This is a genomic window from Nocardia sp. NPDC003979, assembly GCF_053605015.1.
Map to the genome: position 1 here is coordinate 1 of NZ_JBSGIJ010000038.1, position 22,276 is coordinate 22,276.

The 22,276-nt window shown below is 67.9% G+C and carries 19 protein-coding genes and 2 rRNA genes; 13 read left to right on the top strand and 8 right to left on the bottom strand.

All coding sequences use genetic code 11. The features are described from left to right. The 4 genes from ACWEVR_RS33465 to ACWEVR_RS33480 form a co-directional block, all read left to right on the top strand. A 23S ribosomal RNA gene (locus ACWEVR_RS33465) occupies window positions 1-203 on the top strand; the annotation flags it as partial. A 118-nt stretch (window positions 204-321) separates the two neighbouring features. Next, window positions 322-438 (top strand): 5S ribosomal RNA (gene rrf, locus ACWEVR_RS33470). 77 nt (window positions 439-515) lie between these two features. Next, window positions 516-1,265 (top strand): endonuclease NucS, encoded by a 750-nt coding sequence (gene nucS / locus ACWEVR_RS33475; protein WP_452470155.1) that lies wholly within the window; start codon window positions 516-518, stop codon window positions 1,263-1,265. Window positions 1,266-1,276: 11 nt separating this feature from the next. Continuing rightward, window positions 1,277-1,570, top strand: coding sequence for an ATP/GTP-binding protein (locus ACWEVR_RS33480; RefSeq protein ID WP_452470156.1), 294 nt, complete (start codon window positions 1,277-1,279; stop codon window positions 1,568-1,570). A gap of 98 nt (window positions 1,571-1,668) precedes the next feature. On the opposite strand, the gene ACWEVR_RS33485 is transcribed toward ACWEVR_RS33480, so the two are convergent. Together ACWEVR_RS33485 and mce are read right to left on the bottom strand one after the other, a co-directional pair. Beyond that, window positions 1,669-2,673 (bottom strand): coiled-coil domain-containing protein, encoded by a 1,005-nt coding sequence (locus ACWEVR_RS33485; RefSeq protein ID WP_067498215.1) that lies wholly within the window; start codon window positions 2,671-2,673, stop codon window positions 1,669-1,671. 86 nt (window positions 2,674-2,759) lie between these two features. Beyond that, window positions 2,760-3,221 carry a methylmalonyl-CoA epimerase gene (mce, locus tag ACWEVR_RS33490; RefSeq protein ID WP_452470157.1) on the bottom strand — a complete coding sequence of 154 codons (462 nt, stop codon included), beginning with the start codon at window positions 3,219-3,221 and terminating at the stop codon, window positions 2,760-2,762. A gap of 89 nt (window positions 3,222-3,310) precedes the next feature. Between mce and ACWEVR_RS33495 the strand changes: the two genes are divergently transcribed. The 3 genes from ACWEVR_RS33495 to ACWEVR_RS33505 all read left to right on the top strand — a co-directional run bounded on the left by ACWEVR_RS33495 (window position 3,311) and on the right by ACWEVR_RS33505 (window position 5,877). Next, a complete protein-coding gene (locus tag ACWEVR_RS33495) occupies window positions 3,311-4,495 on the top strand; it encodes an acetyl-CoA C-acetyltransferase (RefSeq protein ID WP_452470158.1) in 1,185 nt (394 codons plus the stop codon). A 100-nt stretch (window positions 4,496-4,595) separates the two neighbouring features. Then, a complete protein-coding gene (locus ACWEVR_RS33500) occupies window positions 4,596-4,961 on the top strand; it encodes a DUF3817 domain-containing protein (RefSeq protein WP_067498224.1) in 366 nt (121 codons plus the stop codon). A 61-nt stretch (window positions 4,962-5,022) separates the two neighbouring features. Beyond that, a complete protein-coding gene (locus ACWEVR_RS33505; protein WP_452470166.1) occupies window positions 5,023-5,877 on the top strand; it encodes a tetratricopeptide repeat protein in 855 nt (284 codons plus the stop codon). Between the two features lie 71 nt (window positions 5,878-5,948). Here the strand turns inward: ACWEVR_RS33505 and glgB are convergent, their stop codons facing one another. The 3 genes from glgB to ACWEVR_RS33520 all read right to left on the bottom strand — a co-directional run bounded on the left by glgB (window position 5,949) and on the right by ACWEVR_RS33520 (window position 10,847). Next, the gene (gene glgB, locus ACWEVR_RS33510) at window positions 5,949-8,105 is read right to left on the bottom strand and encodes a 1,4-alpha-glucan branching protein GlgB (protein ID WP_452470159.1); all 2,157 of its coding nucleotides are present in this window, start codon (window positions 8,103-8,105) and stop codon (window positions 5,949-5,951) included. Further along, window positions 8,106-10,106: a maltotransferase domain-containing protein gene (locus ACWEVR_RS33515; RefSeq protein WP_452470160.1), complete on the bottom strand. Its 2,001-nt coding sequence runs from the start codon at window positions 10,104-10,106 to the stop codon at window positions 8,106-8,108. It abuts the gene before it with no gap. Window positions 10,107-10,253: 147 nt separating this feature from the next. Further along, on the bottom strand, window positions 10,254-10,847 hold the full coding sequence (locus ACWEVR_RS33520; RefSeq protein WP_452470161.1) for a TetR/AcrR family transcriptional regulator: 594 nt from the start codon (window positions 10,845-10,847) through the stop codon (window positions 10,254-10,256). Window positions 10,848-10,926: 79 nt separating this feature from the next. Between ACWEVR_RS33520 and ACWEVR_RS33525 the strand changes: the two genes are divergently transcribed. From ACWEVR_RS33525 to ACWEVR_RS33550, 6 genes are all read left to right on the top strand, one after another. Continuing rightward, window positions 10,927-11,367 carry a VOC family protein gene (locus ACWEVR_RS33525; RefSeq protein ID WP_452470162.1) on the top strand — a complete coding sequence of 147 codons (441 nt, stop codon included), beginning with the start codon at window positions 10,927-10,929 and terminating at the stop codon, window positions 11,365-11,367. A gap of 252 nt (window positions 11,368-11,619) precedes the next feature. Continuing rightward, window positions 11,620-14,190 (top strand): alpha-glucan family phosphorylase, encoded by a 2,571-nt coding sequence (glgP, locus tag ACWEVR_RS33530; protein ID WP_452470163.1) that lies wholly within the window; start codon window positions 11,620-11,622, stop codon window positions 14,188-14,190. A gap of 98 nt (window positions 14,191-14,288) precedes the next feature. Beyond that, a complete protein-coding gene (locus tag ACWEVR_RS33535; protein ID WP_439269105.1) occupies window positions 14,289-15,650 on the top strand; it encodes a solute carrier family 23 protein in 1,362 nt (453 codons plus the stop codon). Between the two features lie 64 nt (window positions 15,651-15,714). Further along, window positions 15,715-16,128, top strand: coding sequence for a hypothetical protein (locus tag ACWEVR_RS33540; RefSeq protein ID WP_067645023.1), 414 nt, complete (start codon window positions 15,715-15,717; stop codon window positions 16,126-16,128). A 185-nt stretch (window positions 16,129-16,313) separates the two neighbouring features. Continuing rightward, window positions 16,314-16,868, top strand: a complete 555-nt coding sequence (locus ACWEVR_RS33545) for a DoxX family membrane protein (protein WP_439269107.1) — start codon at window positions 16,314-16,316, stop codon at window positions 16,866-16,868. 186 nt (window positions 16,869-17,054) lie between these two features. Next, window positions 17,055-17,867 (top strand): hypothetical protein, encoded by an 813-nt coding sequence (locus tag ACWEVR_RS33550; protein WP_067645018.1) that lies wholly within the window; start codon window positions 17,055-17,057, stop codon window positions 17,865-17,867. Here the strand turns inward: ACWEVR_RS33550 and ACWEVR_RS33555 are convergent. The 3 genes from ACWEVR_RS33555 to ACWEVR_RS33565 form a co-directional block, all read right to left on the bottom strand. Beyond that, a complete protein-coding gene (locus ACWEVR_RS33555) occupies window positions 17,838-19,142 on the bottom strand; it encodes a glycosyltransferase 87 family protein (RefSeq protein WP_452470164.1) in 1,305 nt (434 codons plus the stop codon). The genes ACWEVR_RS33550 and ACWEVR_RS33555 overlap by 30 nt on opposite strands. 125 nt (window positions 19,143-19,267) lie before the next feature. Beyond that, on the bottom strand, window positions 19,268-19,966 hold the full coding sequence (locus tag ACWEVR_RS33560; protein ID WP_067498254.1) for a hypothetical protein: 699 nt from the start codon (window positions 19,964-19,966) through the stop codon (window positions 19,268-19,270). Between the two features lie 93 nt (window positions 19,967-20,059). Continuing rightward, a complete protein-coding gene (locus ACWEVR_RS33565; RefSeq protein ID WP_452470165.1) occupies window positions 20,060-22,105 on the bottom strand; it encodes an ATP-dependent DNA helicase in 2,046 nt (681 codons plus the stop codon). Between the last annotated feature and the right edge of the window lie 171 nt (window positions 22,106-22,276).

The window sequence follows — 22,276 nt, forward strand, 5'->3', positions numbered from 1 at the left end:
TTCCGCCAGGAGCATGGCTGGTTGGCTACGTTCGGAAGGGATAACCGCTGAAAGCATCTAAGCGGGAAGCCTGTTCCAAGATGAGGTTTCTCTCCCACTTGATGGGTTAAGGCCCCCTACAGACCATGGGGTTGATAGGCTGGAACTGGAAGCACGGTAACGTGTGGAGGTGACCGGTACTAATAGGCCGAGGGCTTACTATCGAAGGTGTTACGCGTCCACTGTGCGGTATCTGAAACAACACACAGATCACCGAGACAACAATTGACGACCCTGTTAAGGGTGGTTGGTTGTGGCTCTCTGTGGATAGTTTCATAGTGTTACGGCGGTTATAGCGGTGGGGAAACGCCCGGTCCCATTCCGAACCCGGAAGCTAAGGCCACCTGCGCCGATGGTACTGCACTCGACAGGGTGTGGGAGAGTAGGACACCGCCGGACAATCATTCACAAAAAGGCCCTCCAGCCACGCTGGAGGGCCTTTTTGCGTTCTCCGGAGCGTCCCCTAGAGTGGCCGGGTGCGCCTTGTCATTGCTCGTTGCCAGGTCGATTACGTCGGTCGGCTGACCGCTCACCTCCCGATGGCCCGCAGGCTCTTGCTCATCAAGGCCGACGGTTCGGTGCTGGTGCATTCCGACGGCGGCTCGTACAAGCCGCTCAACTGGATGAGCCCGCCGTGCTGGCTCCAGGAGCGTGACGTCGCCTCGCTGAACCCGCCTGCGGAACTGCCCGAGGGCGTGCGTCCGCTGCGCGAGGAGCCCATGCAGGCGCCCGAGAACAACTTCAAGGCCCTGTGGGTGGTGACCAACAAGGCCGGCGAGGAGCTGCGCATCGCGATCGAGGAGATCGAGCACGATTCCTCGCACGAGCTCGGTATCGATCCCGGCCTCGTGAAGGACGGTGTGGAGGCACACCTGCAGGAGCTGCTCGCCGAGCACGTCACCAAGCTGGGGGAGGGGTACACCCTGGTGCGACGCGAGTACATGACCGCGATCGGCCCCGTCGATCTGCTGTGCCGCGACGCCGACGGCGCGACGGTCGCGGTGGAGATCAAGCGCCGCGGCGATATCGACGGCGTCGAACAGCTCACTCGCTACCTGGATCTGCTCAACCGCGACCCGCTGCTCGCGCCGGTGCGCGGAGTGTTCGCGGCCCAGCAGATCAAGCCGCAGGCGAAGACACTCGCCGAGGACCGGGGGATCCGTTGCCTCACGCTCGATTACGACGAGCTGCGTGGCACCGAGAGCAACGTTTTCCGGTTGTTCTAGGAAGCAGTGCCATGCCGCGTCGTAAACCGCGCCAGGAACGCCGTAGCGGCCCGCCGCCGCTCGGTGACGTGTACGGGCGCACCGAGGAGGGACCGGGCGGCGACGAGATCTATGTCGTGCGAACGGTTCCCGGTGCGCGGGCGGTGAAGACCTACCGCTGCCCGGGCTGTGACCACGAGATCGCGCCGGGGGTGGCCCATATCGTCGCGTGGGCCGTCGATGGCGGTGAGGACGACCGTAGGCACTGGCATCAGGGTTGCTGGAACGGCAGGCGTACACGGGGCATCACGCGCCGCTGGTCCTGAACCAGGGCCGAGACGCCGAAAACCGGAGGCCACCTCGATGATTCGAGGTGGCCTCCGGTTTTCCAGGTGTAGACGTGTCGTCGCAGAGTCCGACAGGGTCAGTTGACGTCGGCGCTCTCGCGGTCCTCGTCGACGATGTCCTCGTCGGAGACCTCCGGGATGGCCTTGTTCTGGCGCGAGCCCGAGACGGACTTGTTGTTGCCATTGTTGTTGTTGCTGATCGACTTACGCTCCGGGGCGCCGTCGAGCAGTTCGCTCTCACGGTTGACCGCCGCAAGCATGGCGGGCACCGAGTCGAGCTGGCCGCGGATACCGAGCAGCTGGGCCAGGACCCGGCCGCGCAGCACGCGCATCTCCTCGGCCAGTTCCTTCGCGTGCGCGATCTTGCGCTCGGAGGTCTGGGTGGCGGAGCTGATGAGGCGGTTGGCCTCGTCGGTCGCGTCCTTGATCCGCTGGGCGGCCTCGGCGCGGCTGGTGGCCTCGAGCTCCTCCATGGCACGAGTCAGCTTGGTGCGCCGATCGTTCATGGTGGCCTCGAAGTCCTGCTGGGTGGCCTTGCGCTTGGCCTCGGCCTCCTTGGCGAGACGCTCGGCCTCGGCCTGGGCGGCCTCGATGATCTTGGTCGACTCGGTGCGCGCCTTCGCGAGGGTCTGCTCGAACTCGATCTCGAGCGCCTCGCGCTTCTCCTTGGTCTCCGCGAGCAGCGACTCGTACTTGCCACGCATCTCGGTGGCCTGCTGCTCGGCGATCGACACCATCTCGGCAGCCTCGGCCTGGGCCAGTGCGCGAACCTCGGACGCTTCGTCCGAGGCGAGGCGCAGCATGCGCGAGATACGGTCGGACATACCTTCGGCGGTGGTCGGCGGCACGGAGAGCCGGTCGACCTCCTTGCGGAGCTCGTCGATCTCGTCCCGGGCGTCTTCCAGCTGGGCGGCGAGATTGCGGGCCTGCGCGGCGGCAGCATCCCGGTCGGTGGCGGTGACGCGAAGCTCCGCGTCGAAGCGGTCGAAGTAGTTGCGCACCTCGTCTTGCGCATAACCCTTGCGCACAACGGTGAAGGGCAGTGCAACGAAGCGATTGCGATCGGACTCAGGTGACGACATGGCACACAAAATACAGCCTCGAGCGACACGATGGAGACTCGACCGGGAATGTGATCTCGCCGAGATTTACCGGTCCGACCGGCCTACTAGTGCGTAACATGCGGGTTCGGCTCCACGAGCTCGATCAGCACACCCCCAGCATCCTTCGGATGGACGAAATTGATGCGAGAATCAGCGGTTCCGTGTCGAGGGGCCTCGTACAGCAAACGCAGCCCACGCTCGCGCAGGAAGCCCGAAACGGCCTCGATATCGGTGACCCGGTAGGCCAGCTGCTGCAGTCCCGGGCCGCTGCGGTCGATGAATTTGGCGATGGTCGACTCGGGCGTGAGCGGGGCCAGCAATTGCAGGGCGGTCGCGCGGTCGGCGGCGGCCGGGCACGACAGCATCGCCTCGACGACGCCTTGGGCCTCGTTCACCTCGCGGTGGGTCTCGACCATGCCGAGGTTGTCGGTGTACCAGGCCACCGCGGCGTCGAGGTCGGGCACGGCGATGCCCACATGGTCGACGGCGATGACGTAGTCGGCGGGGATGAAGTTCGCGTTGGTCACCCCACGAAGCTAGCGCGACCTGCGTACCAGCCGCCGGTCCGCAGGGGTTACCGTTGAGTACAGGTTCGAACTATGAATGCGAGGCTTGCGTGACCACTTCTGTCATCGTGTCCGGTGCGCGTACCCCGGTCGGGCGGCTGCTTGGCGGTCTGAAGGACTTCAAGGCCTCGGATCTGGCCGGTGTGGCCATCAAGGCCGCCCTGGAGAAGGGTGGCGTCGCGCCCGAGCAGGTCCAGTACGTGATCCTCGGCCAGGTGTTGCAGGCCGGTGCGGGGCAGCTGCCCGCGCGCCAGGCCGCCATCGCCGCGGGTATCCCGATGGACGTGCCGTCGGTGCTCGTCAACAAGGTCTGCCTGTCCGGCATCAACGCGATCGCCCTGGCGGATCAGCTGATTCGCGCGGGCGAGCACGAGATCGTCGTGGCCGGCGGCATGGAGTCGATGAGCCAGACCCCGCATTTGCTGCCCAAGAGCCGCGAGGGCTTCAAGTACGGCAACACCACCCTCGTCGACCACATGGCCTACGACGGCCTGCACGACGTCATCACCGATCAGGCGATGGGGCTGCTCACCGAGGACCGCAACGACCTCGACAAGGTGAGCCGCGAGGAGCAGGACGCGTTCGCCGCCGCCTCGCACCAGCGTGCCGCGGCCGCGTGGAAGAACGGTGTGTTCGAGGGCGAGGTCGTGCCGGTGGCCGTGCCGCAGCGCAAGGGCGACCCGGTCTACGTCACCGAGGACGAGGGCATCCGCGCCGACACCACCGTCGAGTCGCTCGGCAAGCTGCGTCCGGCCTTCCGCAAGGACGGCACCGTCACCGCGGGCACCGCCTCGCAGATCTCCGACGGTGCGGCCGCGGTGGTCGTGATGAGCAAGGCGAAGGCCGAGGAGCTCGGGCTCGAGTGGATCGCGGAGATCGGCGCCTCGGGTCAGGTCGCCGGACCGGATTCGACCCTGCAGGACCAGCCGGCCAACGCGATCCTCGCGGCCTGCGCGAAGGAGGGCATCACGCCCGCCGACCTGGACCTGATCGAGATCAACGAGGCGTTCGCCGCCGTCGGTGTCTCCTCGACCAGGAAGCTCGGCTACGACCCGGAGAAGGTGAACGTCAACGGCGGCGCCATCTCCATCGGTCACCCGCTCGGCATGTCCGGTGCCCGGATCCTGCTGCACCTGGCGCTGGAGCTGAAGCGTCGCGGTGGTGGCGTTGGCGCTGCCGCGCTGTGTGGTGGTGGCGGTCAGGGCGATGCCTTGATCATCCGCGTGCCTGCCTGAATCCACTGACTCGAAGGCCTTGGTACTCGCCGAGTACCGGGGCCTTCGGTGTGAGCAGTCCAACTACGTAGTGTCGTAGGTCATGCTGCACAATGGGCGCATGGGTTTCTTTGATCTGCGGTCTGTCGCGAGTCGGTTTCGGTTCTTCGCGGTGCTCGAGGCCATTTCCTGGGTCGGGCTGCTGCTCGGAATGGCGTTCAAGTACCTGCCCGAGGAGGGCAACGAGATCGGTGTGAAGATCTTCGGTCCGGTGCACGGTGGCATCTTCGTGCTGTTCGTGCTGACCGCGCTGCTCACCGCCCGCGAGCTGAACTGGAACTGGAAGACCACCGTTCTGGCGCTCGCCTCGAGCATCCCGCCGCTGTTCACCGTGATCTTCGAGGCCTGGGCCGTGCGCACGGGCAAGCTGGGTGAGCTGAGTGCGAACAGCAAGGGCGCCGCGGCTGCCACCTCCAGCGCTTCGTGACAAACTGGAAACCGTGACTCGACCCGCTTCCCGTCGTCCTTCGCCCGCCGTCGCCGCTGCCATGTCAGGGGCGGTGGATCTGTCCGGTCTCAAGCAGCCTGCCGCCGCTCCGGGTGGCGCGGGCGCGCCGGGTGACCATTCGGTCACCGAGGCCGACTTCGAGACCAAGGTCATCCGACGCTCGATGCAGGTGCCCGTGGTTGTCGCGCTGTACTCGCAGCGCAGCCCGGGCAGCGTCGAGCTGGTGCGCACCCTGGAACGGCTCAATGCCGACGACCCTGGTGCGTGGGATCTGGCCGCGATCGAGGCCGAAGCCAATATGAACATCGTCCAGGCGCTGCGGGTGCAGGGCATTCCGACGGTGATCGCGGTTGCCGGTGGGCAGCCGCTGGCCGACTTCGAAGGCGCTCAGCCCGAACCGCAGGTGCGTCAGTGGCTCGACGCGGTCGTCGAGGCGACCGCGGGCAAGCTCGAGGGCAACGGCGCGCAGGCCGAACCCGAGAACGACGACCCGCGCTTCGTGGCCGCCGAGAACGCGCTCGCCGAAGGTGACATCGCCGGTGCCGAAGCCGCCTACGAGGCCATCCTCGCCGAGGAACCGAACAATGCCGAGGCCAAGGCGGCGCTGCGGCAGCTGAAGTTCCTGACCAGGGCCCAGCAGATCGACCCGGGCGTGGTCGCCACCGCCGACGCCGATCCGGGCAATCTGGATGCCGCCCTCGACGCCGCCGATGTGGAACTGCTCGAGCAGCGTCCCGAGGCCGCGTTCGACCGGATCATCGCCGTCGTCAAGCGCACCGCGGGCGAGGACCGTGACCGGGCCCGCACCCGCCTGCTCGAACTCTTCGAATTGTTCGATCAGGCAGAACCTTTCGTGATCGCCGCGCGTCGCAAACTGGCCGCCGCGCTGTACTGACACCCATCGACCACGGGCCGCCCGGCAGTATGCCTGGGCGGCCCGTCGTATATCCGGTCGCGGGAGCCGCCTCAGGCCGGCGCGCTCAGCCAGAGGGCGCTGTGGGGAGCCAGGCGCACGGTGGCCGAGGCGGGGTGGCCGTGCCAGGGGGTGCCCTCGGCCGTGACGGCACCGAGGTTGCCGATACCCGAGCCGCCGTATCCGGTGGCGTCGGTGTTGAGGATCTCCGACCAGGAACCCGTGTGCGGCAAGCCGATCCGGTAGTTCTCGTGGGTGGCGCCGGAGAAGTTGAACACGCACGCGACCGCGCTGCCGTCACTACCCCAGCGCAGGAACGCGAAGACGTTGGCGGCGCTGTCGTCGGCCTCGATCCAGGCGTGCCCGCCGGGGGTGGTGTCCTGCGACCACAGCGCCTGATGCGCCACGTACGTGCGGTTGAGATCGGCGACCATGGTCGAAATACCCTGGTGCAGTGGGTTTTCCAGTTCGTACCAGTCGAGGCCGCGATCGTTGTCCCATTCGCGGAACTGGCCGAACTCCTGGCCCATGAACAGCAGTTGTTTGCCGGGGTGCGACCACATGTAGGCGAGCAGGGCGCGCACGCCGCTCGCCTTGGCGAAATCGTCGCCGGGCATGCGCGTCCACAGCGTGCCCTTGCCGTGCACGACCTCGTCGTGACTGATCGGCAGCAAGTAGTTCTCGCTCCAGGCGTAGACGAGGGAGAACGTCATCTCGTTGTGGTGCCAGGCGCGGTGGATGGGGTCGCGGCCCAGGTAGCCGAGGGTGTCGTGCATCCAGCCCATGTTCCACTTCATGGTGAATCCGAGGCCGCCCACGTCGGTGCCGCGAGTGACACCGGGCCAGGTGGTCGATTCCTCGGCGATGGTCACCACGCCGGGGTGGGCGCCGTGCACGGTGTCGTTGAGTTCCTGCAGGAAGTCGACGGCTTCCAGGTTCTCGCGCCCGCCGTAGATGTTGGGTTCCCAGCCGCCCGCCGGACGTGAGTAGTCCAGGTACAGCATCGAGGCGACGGCGTCGACACGCAGGCCGTCGATGTGGAATTCCTCGATCCAGAAGGTGGCATTGGCGACGAGGAAGTTGCGTACCTCGTTGCGGCCGAAGTCGAAAACGTAAGTGCCCCAGTCGAGTTGTTCGCCACGGCGCGGGTCGGGGTGTTCGTAGAGCGGGGTGCCGTCGAAGCGGGCCAGCGCCCACTCGTCGCGCGGGAAATGGGCGGGCACCCAGTCGAGCAGCACACCGATGCCCGCGTTGTGCAGATGGTCGACGAAGTAGCGGAAGTCGTCGGGGGTGCCGAAACGCGAGGTCGGCGCGTAGTAGGAGGTGACCTGGTAGCCCCAGGAACCGCCGAAGGGATGCTCGGCCACCGGCAGCAACTCGACATGGGTGAAACCCGCTGCCCGGACGTATTCCGCCAGCTGCTCGGCGAGTTCGCGATAGTTCAGGCCGGGGCGCCAGGAGCCGAGATGCACCTCGTAGACGCTCATCGGGGAGCGGATGGCATCGGTGCTCGCACGCCGGTCCAGCCAGGCGTTGTCGCCCCAGATGTGGTCGGCGCGAGCCACGACCGACGCGGTGGCGGGTGGTACCTCGGTGGCGAAAGCGAGCGGGTCGGCGTGGTCGACCACGCGACCGTCGGCGCCGTGTACCCGGTACTTGTAGCGCGTGCCCGGACCGACACCGGGAACGAAGACCTCCCACACGCCGGACGTGCCGAGCGCGCGCATCGGCGCCGATTGCCCACCCCAGTGGTCGAAGTCGCCGAATACCGTGACGCCACGCGCGTTCGGTGCCCACACCGCGAACGAGGTGCCGTCGACATCGCCGTCGAGGGTGGTGTAGTGGCGGGGATGCGCGCCGAGCACCTCCCAGAGCCGGGTGTGCCTGCCCTCGCGGATGAGGTGCAGGTCGAATTCGCCGACGGTCGGCAGGAAGCGGTAGCCGTCGGCGGTGACGACCGTCGGGCCGCCGGGGTATTCGGTGCGCACCCGGTAGTCGTCGATCCGGGGGTACGGCAGGACGGCCGCGAAGATGCCGTGCCCCAACGACTTCAGCCGGTGTTCGGCGCCGCCGACGAGGGCGGTCACCGTGTCGGCGTGCGGGCGCAGCACGCGCACGGCGGTGCCGTCGGGGTGGGGATGGGAGCCGAGAACGGTGTGGGGGTCGGGATGGGTACCCGCCGCCAGCAGCATCAGATCGCGGCGCTTCATCTAGAAGCTCCGCCGGAAGGCGAGGGCCGCACGGGCTTCGGCGGGCACCGCGGGCAGGGCGATGATGTGGGCGACCGCGCGTGCCGGGTCGAGCCGCACCCAGTTGCGCTGGCCCCAGTGGTATTCCTCGCCGCTCACCTCGTCGAACACCACCGGGTGGTCGTGCCATTCGCGCCCGATCGCCGGCATGTCCAGGCTGACGTGACCGTCCTCGGCGGCGTAGGGGTTGAGGTTCACGATCACCAGCACCGCGTCGCCGCTGACCGGATCGAATTTCGAGTAGGCGATCAGCGCGTCGTTGTCGACGTGGTGGAAGTGGATGCAGCGCAACTGTTGCAGCGCGGGGTGATTGCGGCGGATCTCGTTGAGCCGGGTGAGCCACGGTTCCAGCGACTCACCGCGGTCGAGGGCGGCGGCGAAGTCGCGCGGGCGTAGTTCGTACTTCTCCGAATTCAGGTACTCCTCGCTGCCCGGGCGCACGGCCTCGTGTTCGAACAGTTCGTAGCCCGAATACACGCCCCAGGTGGGGCTCAGGGTGGCGGCGAGGGCGGCGCGCAGGGCGAACATGCCGGGGCCGCCGTGCTGCAGGCTCTCGTGCAGGATGTCGGGGGTGTTCACGAACAGGTTGGGCCGGGCCTCGTCGGCCTTGGCGGCCAGTTCGTAGCCGAACTCGGTGAGTTCCCACTTGTGCACGCGCCAGGTGAAATACGTGTAGGACTGGGTGAATCCGCGCCGGGCCAGGCCGTACAGGCGCGCCGGGCGGGTGAAGGCCTCGGAAAGGAAGATCACGTCGGGGTCGGTGCGGCGCACCTGCGCGATCAGCCACTCCCAGAAGTCGGCGGGCTTGGTGTGCGGGTTGTCGACGCGGAAGATGCTGACGCCCAACGCGATCCAGTGGCGCACCACCCGCAGCACCTCGGCGTAGATGCCGTCGGGGTCGTTGTCGAAATTGACCGGGTAGATGTCCTGGTACTTCTTGGGCGGGTTTTCCGCGAAGGCGATGGTCCCGTCGGGCAGGGTGGTGAACCACTCCGGATGCTCGGTGACCCAGGGGTGGTCGGGGGCGCATTGGAGGGCCAGATCGAGGGCCACTTCGAGGCCGAGTTCGGTTGCCCTGGAGACGAATTCGATGAAATCGGCCTCGGTGCCGAGTTCGGGGTGGATGGCGTCGTGACCGCCGTCGGCTGAGCCGATGGCCCAGGGTGAGCCGACATCGCCGGGCTCGGTGGTCAGGGCGTTGTTGCGGCCCTTGCGGTTCACCGTCCCGATGGGGTGGATCGGTGGCAGGTAGACCACGTCGAAGCCCATGCCCGCGATGCGGGGCAGGTCGCGGGCGGCCGTGGCGAAAGTGCCGTGCACCGGGTTGCCCTCGGCGTCGCGGCCACCGGTCGAGCGGGGGAAGAACTCGTACCACGAACCGACGAGGGCCCGACGGCGTTCGGCGAGTACGGAGAACTGCTGACCGCGCGTGACCATCTCCCGCAACGGGGTGGCCCGCAGGATCTCGGCGACCTCCTCGGTGAAGGCAGGCGCCACGCGCGCCGGGAGTTGTTCCTCGCTGCGCAGGGCGTTCGCGACGGCGTGCAGCCGCTCGAACTGCCGCTTCGGCACCGCCTGGGCGGCGCGCTCGAACAGGCGGGCGCCGATCTCGAGGTCGTTGGCGAGATCGGCGGCCGACTGACCGACCGACAGCTTCGCCTCGACCGCCGAGCGCCAGGTGGCGATGGGATCGCTCCAGCCCTCGACCCGGTAGGTCCACACGCCGGGCACGTTGGGGGTGAACACCGCGTTGAACACGTCGGGTTCGTAGTCGGGCGTCATCCGGATGCGGGTGATCCGTGACGACCCGGGCGCACGCACGGCGAGCGTGGCCGCGACCGCGTCGTGGCCTTCCCGCCACACGACCGCACGCACGGGAAATACCTCACCGACCACGGCTTTGGCGGGTCGTCCGCCAGGGATCCACGGGGCGATGTCATCGATGGCTATCCGGCCGCTCACATCCCACAACGTACTGGTTTCCGGCGGTTCTTGGCGCGCACGCGCGGGCCTCGGCGGCCGGATCGAGACCGAGGGGCACCGAGATCGCCGCGATCCAGCGCGGCATTCGTCGATGGACAGGCGGTGTGCGGCCGGAGGTGCTGTCGGCTAGTGGGTGGTTCGGAGTGCGGTGAGGAGGTGGTCGAGTGCGGTGATGGTGTGTGGGAGCGCGGTGGGGTCGTCGGTATCCGCCAGCCAGAGGGCGGCTTCGTTCATGGCGCCGGAAAGAAGGTGGGTCAGCGGGGCGACTGGTTGTGGGGGGAGGGTGCCCGCGTCGATCAGGGTTTGCAGGGCCTCGCCGAGGTGGCGGGCGGAATTGGCCTCGTCGAGGGCACGCCACTCGTGCCAGCCGAGGACGGCGGGGGCGTCGACGAGCATGATGCGCTGGATGTGCGGGTCGGCGCAGGCGCGCAGGAATGCCGCGCAGCCGGTGGTGAGCTGGGTCCAGGGGTCGGGTGCGGCGTCGGCGGCGGCCGCCACCTGCTCGCCGACCTCCTGCTGCACCTGCGCGAGGACAGCCTTGAACAGGTCGGCCTTGCTCTCGAAGTGGTGATACAGCGCGCCTTTGGTGACACCGGCTGCGGTGACTATCTCCGAGAGGCCGACTGCCGCGTAGCCTTTCGCGGCGAACAGCTCCCTGCTCACCCGCACCAGCAGGCGTCTGGTCTCCTCGCGCTGCTGCGCCCGTGCCGTCGAAACCATTGCTGTCCTCCCATTGACCTACCACCGGTATGTGAACTAGCCTACGACACATACCAACGGTATGTGAAAGGTGAACACCATGCGGCTCAGCAGCTGTTACCCCGTCCTCGCCACCAGCCGAATCGCAGAATCGCGCGACTTCTATACCACCTGGTTCGGCTTCGAGATCACCTTCGAAGCCGACTGGTACGTGAGCCTGCGCCGCCCCGGCCGCGACGGCGAACCGACCTGCGAACTGGCTCTTCTCGATCCCACCCACCCCACCGTCCCAGCCGGCTACGGCAAACCCGTCCAGGGCCTCCTGCTGAACTTCGAGGTCGACGACGTAGACGCCGAATGGGAACGAATGGTCGTCACCGGCGGCCTCCCCACCGAACTAGACCTACGCACCGAAGACTTCGGCCAACGCCACTTCATCCTCGCCGACCCATCAGGCGTACTGATCGACGTCATCACCGAAACCCCACCCACCCCCGAGTTCGCCGCCCAGTTCACCCCAGAAGCCACAGCAACCGACTGAGCACAGGGAACAACTCACCGAGAACGGTCCTACGCTGACCCGCGACTCCACCTAGCCGCCGACGCAAGTCCCCACACCCGAGTCTGGCCTGAGTCTCCGGAGCAGCAGGCGAGCACATGGGTAACTCCCCGGGAACGGGCTCACCCATCACCTCCTAAAAGCACCTCCTAAAAGCTTGCCGCGTCCCCAACTCACCCCGCACCCCAGTCTGGCCAAAAGACGCGGAGAGGCGGGTGAGCTAGTGTTTGGCGGGTGAAGGCACTTCGTCGGTTCACTGTCCGTGCCCATCTGCCGCAGCGGCTCGCCGCGCTGGGTGAGTTGTCGACGAACCTGCGGTGGTCGTGGCACGGCCCAACCCAGGATCTGTTCGCCGACCTGGACCGGGAGCTCTGGCGCACGGTCGGCCAGGACCCGGTGCGGATGCTGGGGGAGGTGCCCGCCGAGCGGCTCGACGAGCTCGCCGCCGACCCCGCCTATCTCGCGCGCGTCGACGCGGCCGCCGAAGGTCTGCGTGACTATCTGAGCAGGCCGCGCTGGTTCCAGGAGCAGCACAGCACCCGGGTGGCCGGGATCGCCTACTTCTCGATGGAGTTCGGTGTCACCGAGGTGCTGCCCAACTATTCGGGTGGGCTCGGGATCCTCGCCGGTGACCATCTCAAGGCGGCGTCGGATCTTGGTCTGCCGCTGATCGGTGTGGGGTTGCTGTACCGGTCCGGGTACTTCCGGCAGTCGCTGTCGGCCGACGGGTGGCAGCGGGAGCACTACCCGGCGCTCGACCCGCAGGGTCTGCCGCTGCGCCTGCTGACCAGTGACGGTTCGCCGGTGCTGATCCATGTCGCCATGCCGGAGGGGCGGGTGCTGCGGGCGCGGGTGTGGATCGCCCAGGTGGGGCGGATCCCGTTGTTGCTGCTCGACTCCGACATCGCCGAGAACGACCCGGAACTGCGCGCGGTCACCGACCGCCTCTACGGCGGCGATCAGGATCACCGGATCAAGCAGGAGATCCTCGCGGGTATCGGTGGGGTGCGTGCGGTGCGGGCCTACACCCGTGCCAACGGCCTGCCCGACCCCGACGTGTTCCATATGAACGAGGGTCACGCCGGTTTCCTCGGGGTGGAGCGCATCCGCGAATTCGTCGCGGACGGACTGGATTTCGATACCGCGCTGGCGACGGTGCGGGCCGGCACGGTGTTCACCACCCACACCCCGGTGCCCGCCGGTATCGACCGGTTCCCGATGCCGTTGGTGCGCAGGTACTTCGGCGGTGCCCACGGCGAGACCGAATCCGCCTTGCTGCCAGGGCTTTCCGTCGACCGGATCCTCGCTTTCGGACGCGAGGCCGATCCGTCGGTGTTCAATATGGCGCACATGGGTCTGCGGATGGCCCAGCGCGCCAACGGCGTCTCGCGGTTGCACGGTGAGGTGAGCCGGGACATGTTCGCCGGGCTCTGGCCGGGATTCGATGCCGCCGAGGTGCCGATCGGTTCGGTCACCAACGGCGTGCACGCGCCGACCTGGGCCGCGCGTGAATGGATCGACAAAGCGCGCGAACTCGTCGGTCCCGAACTGGTGGAGGAGGCGCGCGGCTGGGAGAAGCTCAGCGACGTCGACCTCGAGCAGCTGTGGACCACCCGGAACACGTTGCGCGGGGTACTGATCGAGGAGGTCCGCCGCAGGCTGCGCGAGTCCTGGTATCAGCGCGGCGCCGCCGAGGCCGAATTGGGTTGGGTGGACGAGGTTTTCGACCCGAATGTCCTCACCATCGGTTTCGCCCGCCGGGTGCCGACCTACAAGCGCCTCACCCTCATGCTGCGTGACCCCGACCGGCTGCGCGCCCTGCTGCTCGACCCCGAACGCCCGGTGCAGCTGGTGGTCGCGGGCAAGAGTCACCCCGCCGACGACGGCGGCAAGGCGCTCATCCAGCAGGTCGTCCGGTTCGCCGACGATCCGGCCGTGCGGCACCGCATCGTGTTCCTGCCCGACTACGACATGTCGATGGCCCGCTACCTGTACTGGGGTTGCGATGTGTGGCTGAACAATCCGCTGCGCCCGCTCGAGGCGTGCGGCACCTCGGGCATGAAGTCGGCGCTCAACGGCGGGCTCAACCTCTCGATCCGTGACGGGTGGTGGGACGAGATGTACGACGGCGAGAACGGCTGGTCGATCCCCACCGCCGATGGGGTGCGCGACGAGGTGCGCCGCGACGACCTCGAGGCGGCGGCGCTCTACGATCTGGTCGAACGCACCGTCGCACCCCGTTTCTACGACCGGGACGCGAACGGCGTGCCGGTCCGGTGGACCGAGATGGTCCGCCACACCCTGCAGACCACCAGCCCGAAGGTGCTCGCCTCGCGCATGGTCCGCGACTACGCCGAGCAGTACTACGGTCCGGCGGCCGCGGCGTTCGCGACCGCGTCGGCCGACGACTACGCCGGCGCGGCGCGGGTCGCGGAGTACCGGCGGCGGGTGGAGGCCGCGTGGCCTTCGGTGCGCGTCACCCAGGTGGACAGCGCGGGCCTGCCCGACACCCCGGTGATCGGTGCGGAACTGTCGCTGGACGCGCGGGTGGAACTCGGTGGGCTCGCGCCTTCGGATGTGGTGGTGCAGGCGGTACTCGGGCGGGTGTCGCCCGACGACGACCTGTCCGACACCACGACCATCGAGATGCGGCACACCGGCAGCGACGGCGCGACGGAGCTCTACGAGGTGCACGCGCCGGTTCCGCTCTCGGGTGCGGTCGGGTACACGGTTCGTGTGCTTCCCCACAATCCCCTGCTCGCCACCGACGCCGAACTCGGCGTGGTGGCCGTCGCGGGCGCGTGACCCTACACCCCGAGGCGATCGCGGGTTCTTCGATTCAGTGAACTTTCCGCTACCGTTCCTGGGCATCCTTCTTCTTTGAACCCGCGGACTGGAGAGTCATGGCCAGCGATGTCGTAACCCGCGCCCGGCGGCGCATCGACGGATATTTCGGTATCACGTCGACCGGGTCAACCTTCAAGCGCGAGGCGATGGCGGGCACGGTCACGTTCCTGGCGATGTCGTATGTGCTCGCGGTGAACCCGTCGATCCTCGGCGACGAAGGTGCGCTGGGGGACAAGGGCATTCCCATGCAGGCCGTGTTCACCGCGACCGCCGTGGCCGCCGTGTTCGGCACGCTGGTGATGGGTCTGTGGGCCAAGTATCCGATCGCGCTCGCGCCGGGTATGGGGCTCAACGCCTTCTTCGCCTACACCGTGGTGTTGGGCATGGGCATTCCGTGGCAGGTCGCGTTGTCGGGCACGTTCCTGTCCGGCGTCATCTTCTTCGTGCTCGCGATCACCAAGGTCCGCGAACGGATTCTCAATGCGATCCCGTTGCAGATGAAGTTCGCCGTCGGCGCGGGTATCGGGTTGTTCGTCGCGTTCCTCGGGCTCAAGAACGCGGGCATCGTGGTCAACAACGAGGCGACTCTCGTCTCGCTCGGTGACTTCACCGAGGGCACCACCCTGCTCGCGCTGTTCGGCCTGGTGGTGACCGTGATCTTCCTGGTGATCGGCTGGCACGGCGCGGTGCTCTACGGCATCGTCGCCACCACGGTCGTCGGCATGGTCTCGGGGCTGGTGAAGGTCCCCGACGGCATCGCCGAGATGCCCAAGGGGCTGGACGAGACCTTCGGGCAGGCCATCATCCATCTGCCCGACGCGTTCACCGGGCAGATGATCGTCGTCGTACTCACCATGCTGTTCGTCGACTTCTTCGATGCCTCGGGCACGCTGATCGGCGTCGCGAATCAGGCGGGCCTGCTCAACAAGGACGGCACGCTGCCCCGTGCGGCGAGTGCGATGGCCGCCGACTCGGTCGGCACCACCGCGGGCGCGATCATCGGTACCTCTACGACCACGGCGTACGTGGAATCGACGGCGGGTGTGTCGGCCGGTGGTCGGACCGGGCTCACCGCGGTGACCACCGCGGGCTGGTTCCTGATCGCGATGTTCTGCTATCCGGTCTTCTCGGTGATCGCGGGTTCGGCCGAGGTCACCTCGGCCGCGCTGATCGTGGTCGGTGTGCTGATGGCCCGCGCGCTCGGCGATATCGACTGGCAGCATCTCGAGTACTCGGTGCCCGCGTTCATCACCGTCATCATGATGCCGCTGACGTATTCGATCGCCAACGGACTGGCGATGGGCATGATCTTCTACCCCGTCGTGATGGTCGCCAAGGGTCGGGCAAGGGAAGTGCACCCGGCGATGTGGGCGCTGATGGTGCTGTTCCTCGCCTACTTCTTCTTCCTGGTCGAGTAGGTGCTCCGGGCGTAGGTATGCCTATACTCAGCCTAGGCTTGCCTAACTTGAAGGAGATTTACCTATGAAGCGCTCGTTCGCTGCCGCGTCCCTGGCGGTTGCCACTCTCTTCGCGCCGGTCACCGCCGCCGTCGTCGCCACCGCGCCCGCCGCGATCGCCGCACCGGCGACCCCGTCGGCCGGTGAGCTGCAGGGCAAGCTGCAGGCCGCCATGAACGGCTCGGCCGCCGAGCTCGAGTCGGGCAACCCGGGCGGCCTTGCGGTCGTGAACCAGACGGTCAACCGCATCCCCGGCTACAGCTGGAGCGTCTCCGGTCCGGTCACCGTCGAGGGTGACACCCTGTCGGCCACGCTGAACAGCACCCTCGGTGACTACACCTTCCCGATCCCGGTGACCTGGAAGGACGTCGACGGCACCTGGAAGCTGTCGCAGGAGTCCGAGAGCACACTGGTGAGCTACGCGACCATGGCCTGGTGAGCTGAAAGTTCCCGATGGAAGGGTCGTCCCGATCGGGGCGGCCTTTTCGCGTTTTTGTGACTAGGATCACACCGTTCGGTGGCCTGGCGTGAAATAGTGGTCGCGGCCCCATGGGTTGTGACCGAGTGGGCAATCGGACTCCAGTCCGATTGCGGGATGCTTCGAATCGCAGATGAGGACACGCCATGACCGACACCGCCACGCGCATCGCTCCGAGTACCACCGCTACTACCGACGAAGCCACCGCGACCAGCATCGGCCTGCTGGTTCTCCGCATCGGCTTCGGCGGTCTGATGGCCGCCTACGGCACCCAGAAACTCTTCGGCTGGTTCAACGGCATGGGGTGGCAGACCACCGCCGACAGCTTCACCGCCATGGGGTACAACCCCGGCGAACTCTTCGGCACGCTGGCCGGTGTCACCGAACTCGTCGGCGGACTGCTGCTGGTGTTCGGTCTGTTCACCCCGCTGGCGGGCGCCATCGTGCTCGGCACCATGATCAACGCGATCAACGTGATGTGGGCCGGTGGCCTCTTCCCGACCGATCCCGCCGTCCCGGGCTTCACCACCCCGCTGCTGTTCGCGCTCGTCGCGGGCGCACTGGCCTTCACCGGCCCCGGCCGGTTCTCGCTCGACGCCGGTCGTCCGTGGGCGCGCCACGGTGTGGTGTGGGGTGCGGCGGCCGTCGGCATCGCTGTCGCGGCGGCCGTGCTGACGCTGATCCTCAAGGCTGCGCTCTGACATAGCTGTTCCGGCGGCGCGGTGACTTCGGTTGCCGCGCCGCTTTTTTCGTCATGCGCTGGACACTTTTTCGATGCCGTGGGTTGCCCGGAGTGTGCGCGGGTGTCGGCGGGGGCGGATAGTCTCGTCGGCGATACCGCTCGCACGGTGTCGACCATAGTCCGCGCGTCGAAGAGGAGAGCTGCGATGAAGGCCTATGACCTGGGGTTCGGGGATTCGGCGGACAAACTGGCCGAGACACCGGGTGGTGAACCGTTAGAGCTGGTCTCGCCGGTGCGCGCCGGGTGGATCGGTAGCGAAGGTCCCGGCATCGATCCGGCGACGTGGCCGCGCGGACCGGTCACCGGGCTGCCGATGATGCACGCGCTCACCCTGCGGCTGCCCGCCGACTTCCAGCGGCGCGGACCCGGCTTTCCGGCGATCGCTTTCTTCCAGGGCGAGGGGCAGTTCGCCGACGCGACCGCTCCGGTCGAGGCCGACGCAGGCTCCGACGACCCGCTGGCGCGCGACCTGGTCGCCACCCGTCTGCATCCGCAACTGAATCTGCTGCACGACGAGATCGGCGGGGTGTTCGCGCTGATCTGGTTGACCGAGAAGGAATTCGAGGCTGGTCCGGTGGCACCGCCCGCCGACATCCGCCCGCCCGGCTCGCCCGCCGCGAGCGACGAGGGCTGTAATGCCTGGGACGACGTGCACCCGACCATCGGTGTGTGGCTGGCCGAGCGCGTCGACGATCCCAATGTCGGCATCCCGCCCGTCGAGTACGTGCCCGACACCGCCTACCAGGACCCGCTCACCGACGATGCGGGCTGGACCCCGTGGGCCGAACCACTGTTCGGCCGTTCCCATCTCGGCGGCACCGCCTTCCCTGTCCAGGCGCTGCCCGAGGGGCTCACGCCCTACTACCTCGAGATCGAGGAGGTCTCGGGCATGAACTTCGGCGGCGGCAACGCCCAACTCGACCTGGAGTCAGGCGTTTTCGACTGGGCGTGCGGGTAGCTCTTCCGGGATAACCACGGTGTCGACGGCTGGGTCCGCAGGTGAAATGCCTTCGGCCACAGCCGGTTTCGGCCTCCCTCGATACACGTGGACGGCGATGCCCGCGAGCACGATCAGGTAGATGACGACGTAGATGTTCAGCAGCACCTGGTGGAAGGGCCACCACGGCGGCAGCAGGAAGGTACCGACACTGACCCAGGTGGGGGTGTAGGTGTAGGTCCAGGCGGCGACGGCCAGGTAGAGGCCTGCGGCGGCGAGGAACCACGGCAACCGGGTCTGGGCCCGGTGGATCAGGTACACCAGCAGCGGCACGAACCAGACCCAGTGGTGGCCCCAAGAATAGGGCGACACCGCGCAGGCGGTGAGGCCGCCAAGGGTCACCGACAGCAGCGGCTCGTCGCGGCGCACGAGCAGGGCCGCCAGCCACAGCGCGACCAGCGCCACCGGCACCGCGATCAGCAACCACAACCACACCGGCGCCGGGTCGTGCAGCAGATGGGCGATCGCACCGCGCAGCGACTGGTTCGACGGATGCACATCGGGAGCGATCCGGCCCGACTGGAAGAACGTGGAGGTCCAGTACTGGGAGGAATCGCGCGGCAGGATCAGGCCGGTCACCCCGATCGTCGCCACGAAGGTGAGTGCGGCGATGAGCGCCGCCCGCCACCGGCGCTGCGCCGCGTACTGGGCGATGAAGAACAGCGGGGTCAACTTGATGCCCGCCGCGATACCGACGCCCAGGCCGCGCAACTTGCTGTCGGGCCCGCGGGAGAAGTCCCACAGCACGAGCATCATCAGCCACAGATTGATCTGCCCGTAGTACAGCGTGGTCCGCACCGGCTCGATAAAGGTGCAGGCCAGGCCGATGAGCATGCTGAGCACGACCAGGCGCGGCGTCACCCGGTAGCCGAGCATCCGCCAGCTCTGCAGTACGCACACCACGAGAACTACCAGGTTGAGCACCAACCAGACCGAGGTGACCAGGTCCCACGGCACGAGGAGCAGCGGCAGGAACACCAGGGCCGAGAACGGCGTATAGGTGTAGAGCAGGCCGTAGTGGGTCGGCTCGATGTAGAGCGCCTTGTCGTGTAGCGCTCGCCAGCCGCCGTCGCGGTAGATGTGCACGTCCAGGCCGCCGGCAAGGATGCCGCCGCTGTTCATGTGCGGGTCCATGGTGGTGAACAGCAGCGTCACGCCGAGGGCTGCGGTACCGAGTAGCAGGATGAGCGTCAGGGTGATGCGCGGCAATTCCGCGCGTCGAGATCTCTCCGCCACGGCCGTGCTACCGGCCGGCTCGCGTCGTATGCACGACTAAGAACCTACCGCGCCGGTCTCCGGGGGTCGCCCTCGGTAGGCACCGTCTATCAATTGGACACTGTAGAACCGCGCTGACCTGCGGCTCACGCGTGCAGGGTGAGCATGGTGTCGGCGCCGTGATGGAACTCGTAGCGGGTCTTGCGTAACGAGGTCCGGATACCCTTGTCGTGCAGTTCGGTTCGCAGGTGGGCGATCAGGTCGTCGAGCGGGGCACCGGTGTAGTCCAGCAGCGGGTACACCCTCGTTTCGACCGTGGCCACCCGGGTGAGTTCGAGCAGGGCGGCCAGGTGGAAGTCGGCGTCGAGCCGGTCGGCGTAGCTGAACAGCAGGTGCGAGCTCAACGCCAGATCGAAGGAGCCGTCGGCGCACGGCAGCGAGGGCAGGCGCCCGGCGAGGTAGCGGTGCGGTGCGGCGCACACGTCGACGGCGAAGCGGGCGGCAGCCGCGCGACGCATCGCGGCCTGTTCGGCGGTGCCGCCGTACCAGTCCCAGCGGTAGCGGCCCGCGTGCCGGTGTGCCCACGCCACCGCGCGCTCGGTTTCGGGGACGGCGCGGGCGGCCAGCTCGCCGGGCTCGCTCGCGTAGATGGGGTCGATCGCGGTGACCTCGGCGCCGAGGGCACTGGCCTCGGCGGCGAAACTCGCCGCGCCGCCGGGGCAGTCGAGGATGCGTCGGCCGGACAGGTCGTCGTCGGACAGGCAGAACATCGCGCGGTACTCGGCCAAAGATCTTGCGCTGACCAGAAATTCGTCGAGTACCTCGCCATCGGCGTGGTGCGTCATCACCCAACCGTCTCACGGGTCACATTCGGCTGGCAGTGATTTCGCCGGTGTGGTCACCCGAATTGCACGACTCGCGGTGAAAAACTGTGCCGCTCAAGCGGATGCGGTGAGCCTGCGCAACGCCTTGGCTACCACCTGCGGGTCGGTGGTCTCCCAGTACGGCGGCAGCGAGGCCCGCAGATAACCGCCGTAGCGGGCGGTCGCCAGGCGCGAATCGAGGATGGCGACCACCCCGCGGTCGTCGACACTGCGCAGCAACCGGCCGGTGCCCTGGGCGAGCAGCAGCGCGGCATGGTTGGCCGCCACCGCCATGAACCCGTTGCCACCACGCGACTCGACGGCTCGCTGACGGGCGGTGAGCAGCGGATCGTCGGGGCGGGGGAACGGAATGCGGTCCAGGATCACCAGACTCAGCGAGGGGCCGGGCACGTCGACGCCCTGCCAGAGGGTCAGGGTGCCGAACAGGGACGTGGCCGGGTCGTCGGCGAACTTGCGCACCAGCGCGCCCATCGAATCGTCGCCCTGGCACAGCACCGGGGTGTCGAGCCGTTCACGCAGTGCCTCGGTGGCCGCCTTGGCCGCGCGCATCGAAGAGAACAGGCCGAGCGTGCGGCCACCCGCGGCGGTGATGAGCTGCTCGATCTCGTCGAGGTAGGTGGGGGAGAGGCCGTCGCGGCCCGGGGCGGGCAAATGCTTGGCGACGTACAGGATGCCCGACTTGGCGTGGTCGAACGGGGAACCGACATCGAGGGAGCTCCAGCGCACCGACTCGGCATCGGCCGGTGGCGTCGCGCCGTTGGCCAATGCCGGATCGGTCTTGCCGGAGGACTGCGAGGGCAGGCCCCAGGTGATGGCGAGACCGTCGAACGATCCACCGATCTGCAGGGTCGCCGAGGTGAGGACGACGGTCGCGGTGCCGAAGAGCCTGCTGCGCAACAACCCACCCACCGACAGGGGCGCCATCCGCAGGGTGCGGCGCGCGACACCGCGCACCTCGTCGGCCGAGAGCCAGATGACATCGTGGCGCGCGGCCGGATCGGACTCCTCGAACGCGGTGAGCGCGCGCACCGCCGCGTCGTGCACCTCGTCGAGCGCGGCGACGGCCAAGGTCTTGGCGGCGGCGTTGTCCGGGTCGTCCTGGGTTTTCACGCTGCCCTGCGGTGCGAGCGCGGTGCGCGCGTTCCAGGCGGCATCGCGCACGAGAGCGAGAACGGGGGCGATGCCGTCGGGCAACTGGTCCCAGCGACCGGCAGGCAGGTCCTCGATGGCCTGGTGGAAGGCTTCGGCGGCGCCCTCGAGCCGGTCGACCTCGCGCTCGTCGACCAGCTTGGTGCAGCGGCGGGCGGCGGCGCTGATGGCGGGCGCGGCCAATTCGGCGGTGGCGACGCCGGTGACCCGGTCGACCAGTTCGTGCGCCTCGTCGATGACGACCACATCGTGCTCGGGCAGGATCTGGATGCCGCTGATGGCGTCGATGGCCAGCAGCGCGTGATTGGTGACGACCACATCGGCCTGCGCCGACTCCGCGCGCGCCTTCTCGGCGAAACAGTCCTGACCGAACTGGCAGCGGGTCTTGCCGAGGCACTCGCGCGAGGACACGCTCACCTGCCGCCAGGCCCGATCGCTCACGCCGGGGGCGAGTTCGTCGCGGTCGCCGGTCTCGGTGTCGGAGGCCCATTCATTGAGGCGCTGCACCTCGCGGCCGAGGCGGGAGATGGCGAAGGCGTCGAACAGCTCCGCCTCGCCGCCGGTGTCCTCGGGGATCACGCTGTTGATCTTGTTCAGGCACAGATAGTTGTTGCGGCCCTTGAGGATCGCGAACTGCGGGACACGGCCGAGCGGCTTGGTGAGCGCCTCGGCCAAGCGAGGCAGATCGCGGTCGACGAGCTGACGTTGCAGTGCGATGGTCGCGGTGGACACCACGACCGTTCGCCCGGTACGCACCGCGTGCCGCAGGCTCGGCACCAGATAGGCCAGCGACTTACCGGTGCCGGTCCCCGCCTGCACGGCCAGGTGTTCCTTGGTGTCGATCGCGTGGTCGACGGCGGTGGCCATGGTGGTCTGCCCGGTGCGCTCGGTGCCGCCGAGGGCATGCACGGCGGTGGCGAGCAGGTCGGCGACGGGGGGGAGTTCGGGCACGCAAGGCAGCTTATCCGTGGGGTCGGACAGGTTCGCGGGTGGAGGATCCGGGGTCTTGTGATTGCGGGAGGTATTGGGCTGTGTTTTTGGAGCGCTGGCGCGCTCGAGCGCGGCCCCTGGGGGGCCGCGCGAACAGCGCTCGAGACTTGCGCTTCGCGCGTGCGCTTCGAG

Bases quoted from the DNA above. Each gene is read 5' to 3' on its own strand.
- ACWEVR_RS33480 (WP_452470156.1), top strand. From the start codon at position 1,277: ATGCCGCGTCGTAAACCGCGCCAGGAACGCCGTAGCGGCCCGCCGCCG.
- ACWEVR_RS33485 (WP_067498215.1), bottom strand. From the start codon at position 2,673: ATGTCGTCACCTGAGTCCGATCGCAATCGCTTCGTTGCACTGCCCTTC.
- ACWEVR_RS33500 (WP_067498224.1), top strand. From the start codon at position 4,596: ATGGGTTTCTTTGATCTGCGGTCTGTCGCGAGTCGGTTTCGGTTCTTC.
- ACWEVR_RS33505 (WP_452470166.1), top strand. From the start codon at position 5,023: ATGTCAGGGGCGGTGGATCTGTCCGGTCTCAAGCAGCCTGCCGCCGCT.
- glgB (WP_452470159.1), bottom strand. From the start codon at position 8,105: ATGAAGCGCCGCGATCTGATGCTGCTGGCGGCGGGTACCCATCCCGAC.
- ACWEVR_RS33520 (WP_452470161.1), bottom strand. From the start codon at position 10,847: ATGGTTTCGACGGCACGGGCGCAGCAGCGCGAGGAGACCAGACGCCTG.
- ACWEVR_RS33525 (WP_452470162.1), top strand. From the start codon at position 10,927: ATGCGGCTCAGCAGCTGTTACCCCGTCCTCGCCACCAGCCGAATCGCA.
- ACWEVR_RS33535 (WP_439269105.1), top strand. From the start codon at position 14,289: ATGGCCAGCGATGTCGTAACCCGCGCCCGGCGGCGCATCGACGGATAT.
- ACWEVR_RS33540 (WP_067645023.1), top strand. From the start codon at position 15,715: ATGAAGCGCTCGTTCGCTGCCGCGTCCCTGGCGGTTGCCACTCTCTTC.
- ACWEVR_RS33545 (WP_439269107.1), top strand. From the start codon at position 16,314: ATGACCGACACCGCCACGCGCATCGCTCCGAGTACCACCGCTACTACC.
- ACWEVR_RS33550 (WP_067645018.1), top strand. From the start codon at position 17,055: ATGAAGGCCTATGACCTGGGGTTCGGGGATTCGGCGGACAAACTGGCC.
- ACWEVR_RS33560 (WP_067498254.1), bottom strand. From the start codon at position 19,966: ATGACGCACCACGCCGATGGCGAGGTACTCGACGAATTTCTGGTCAGC.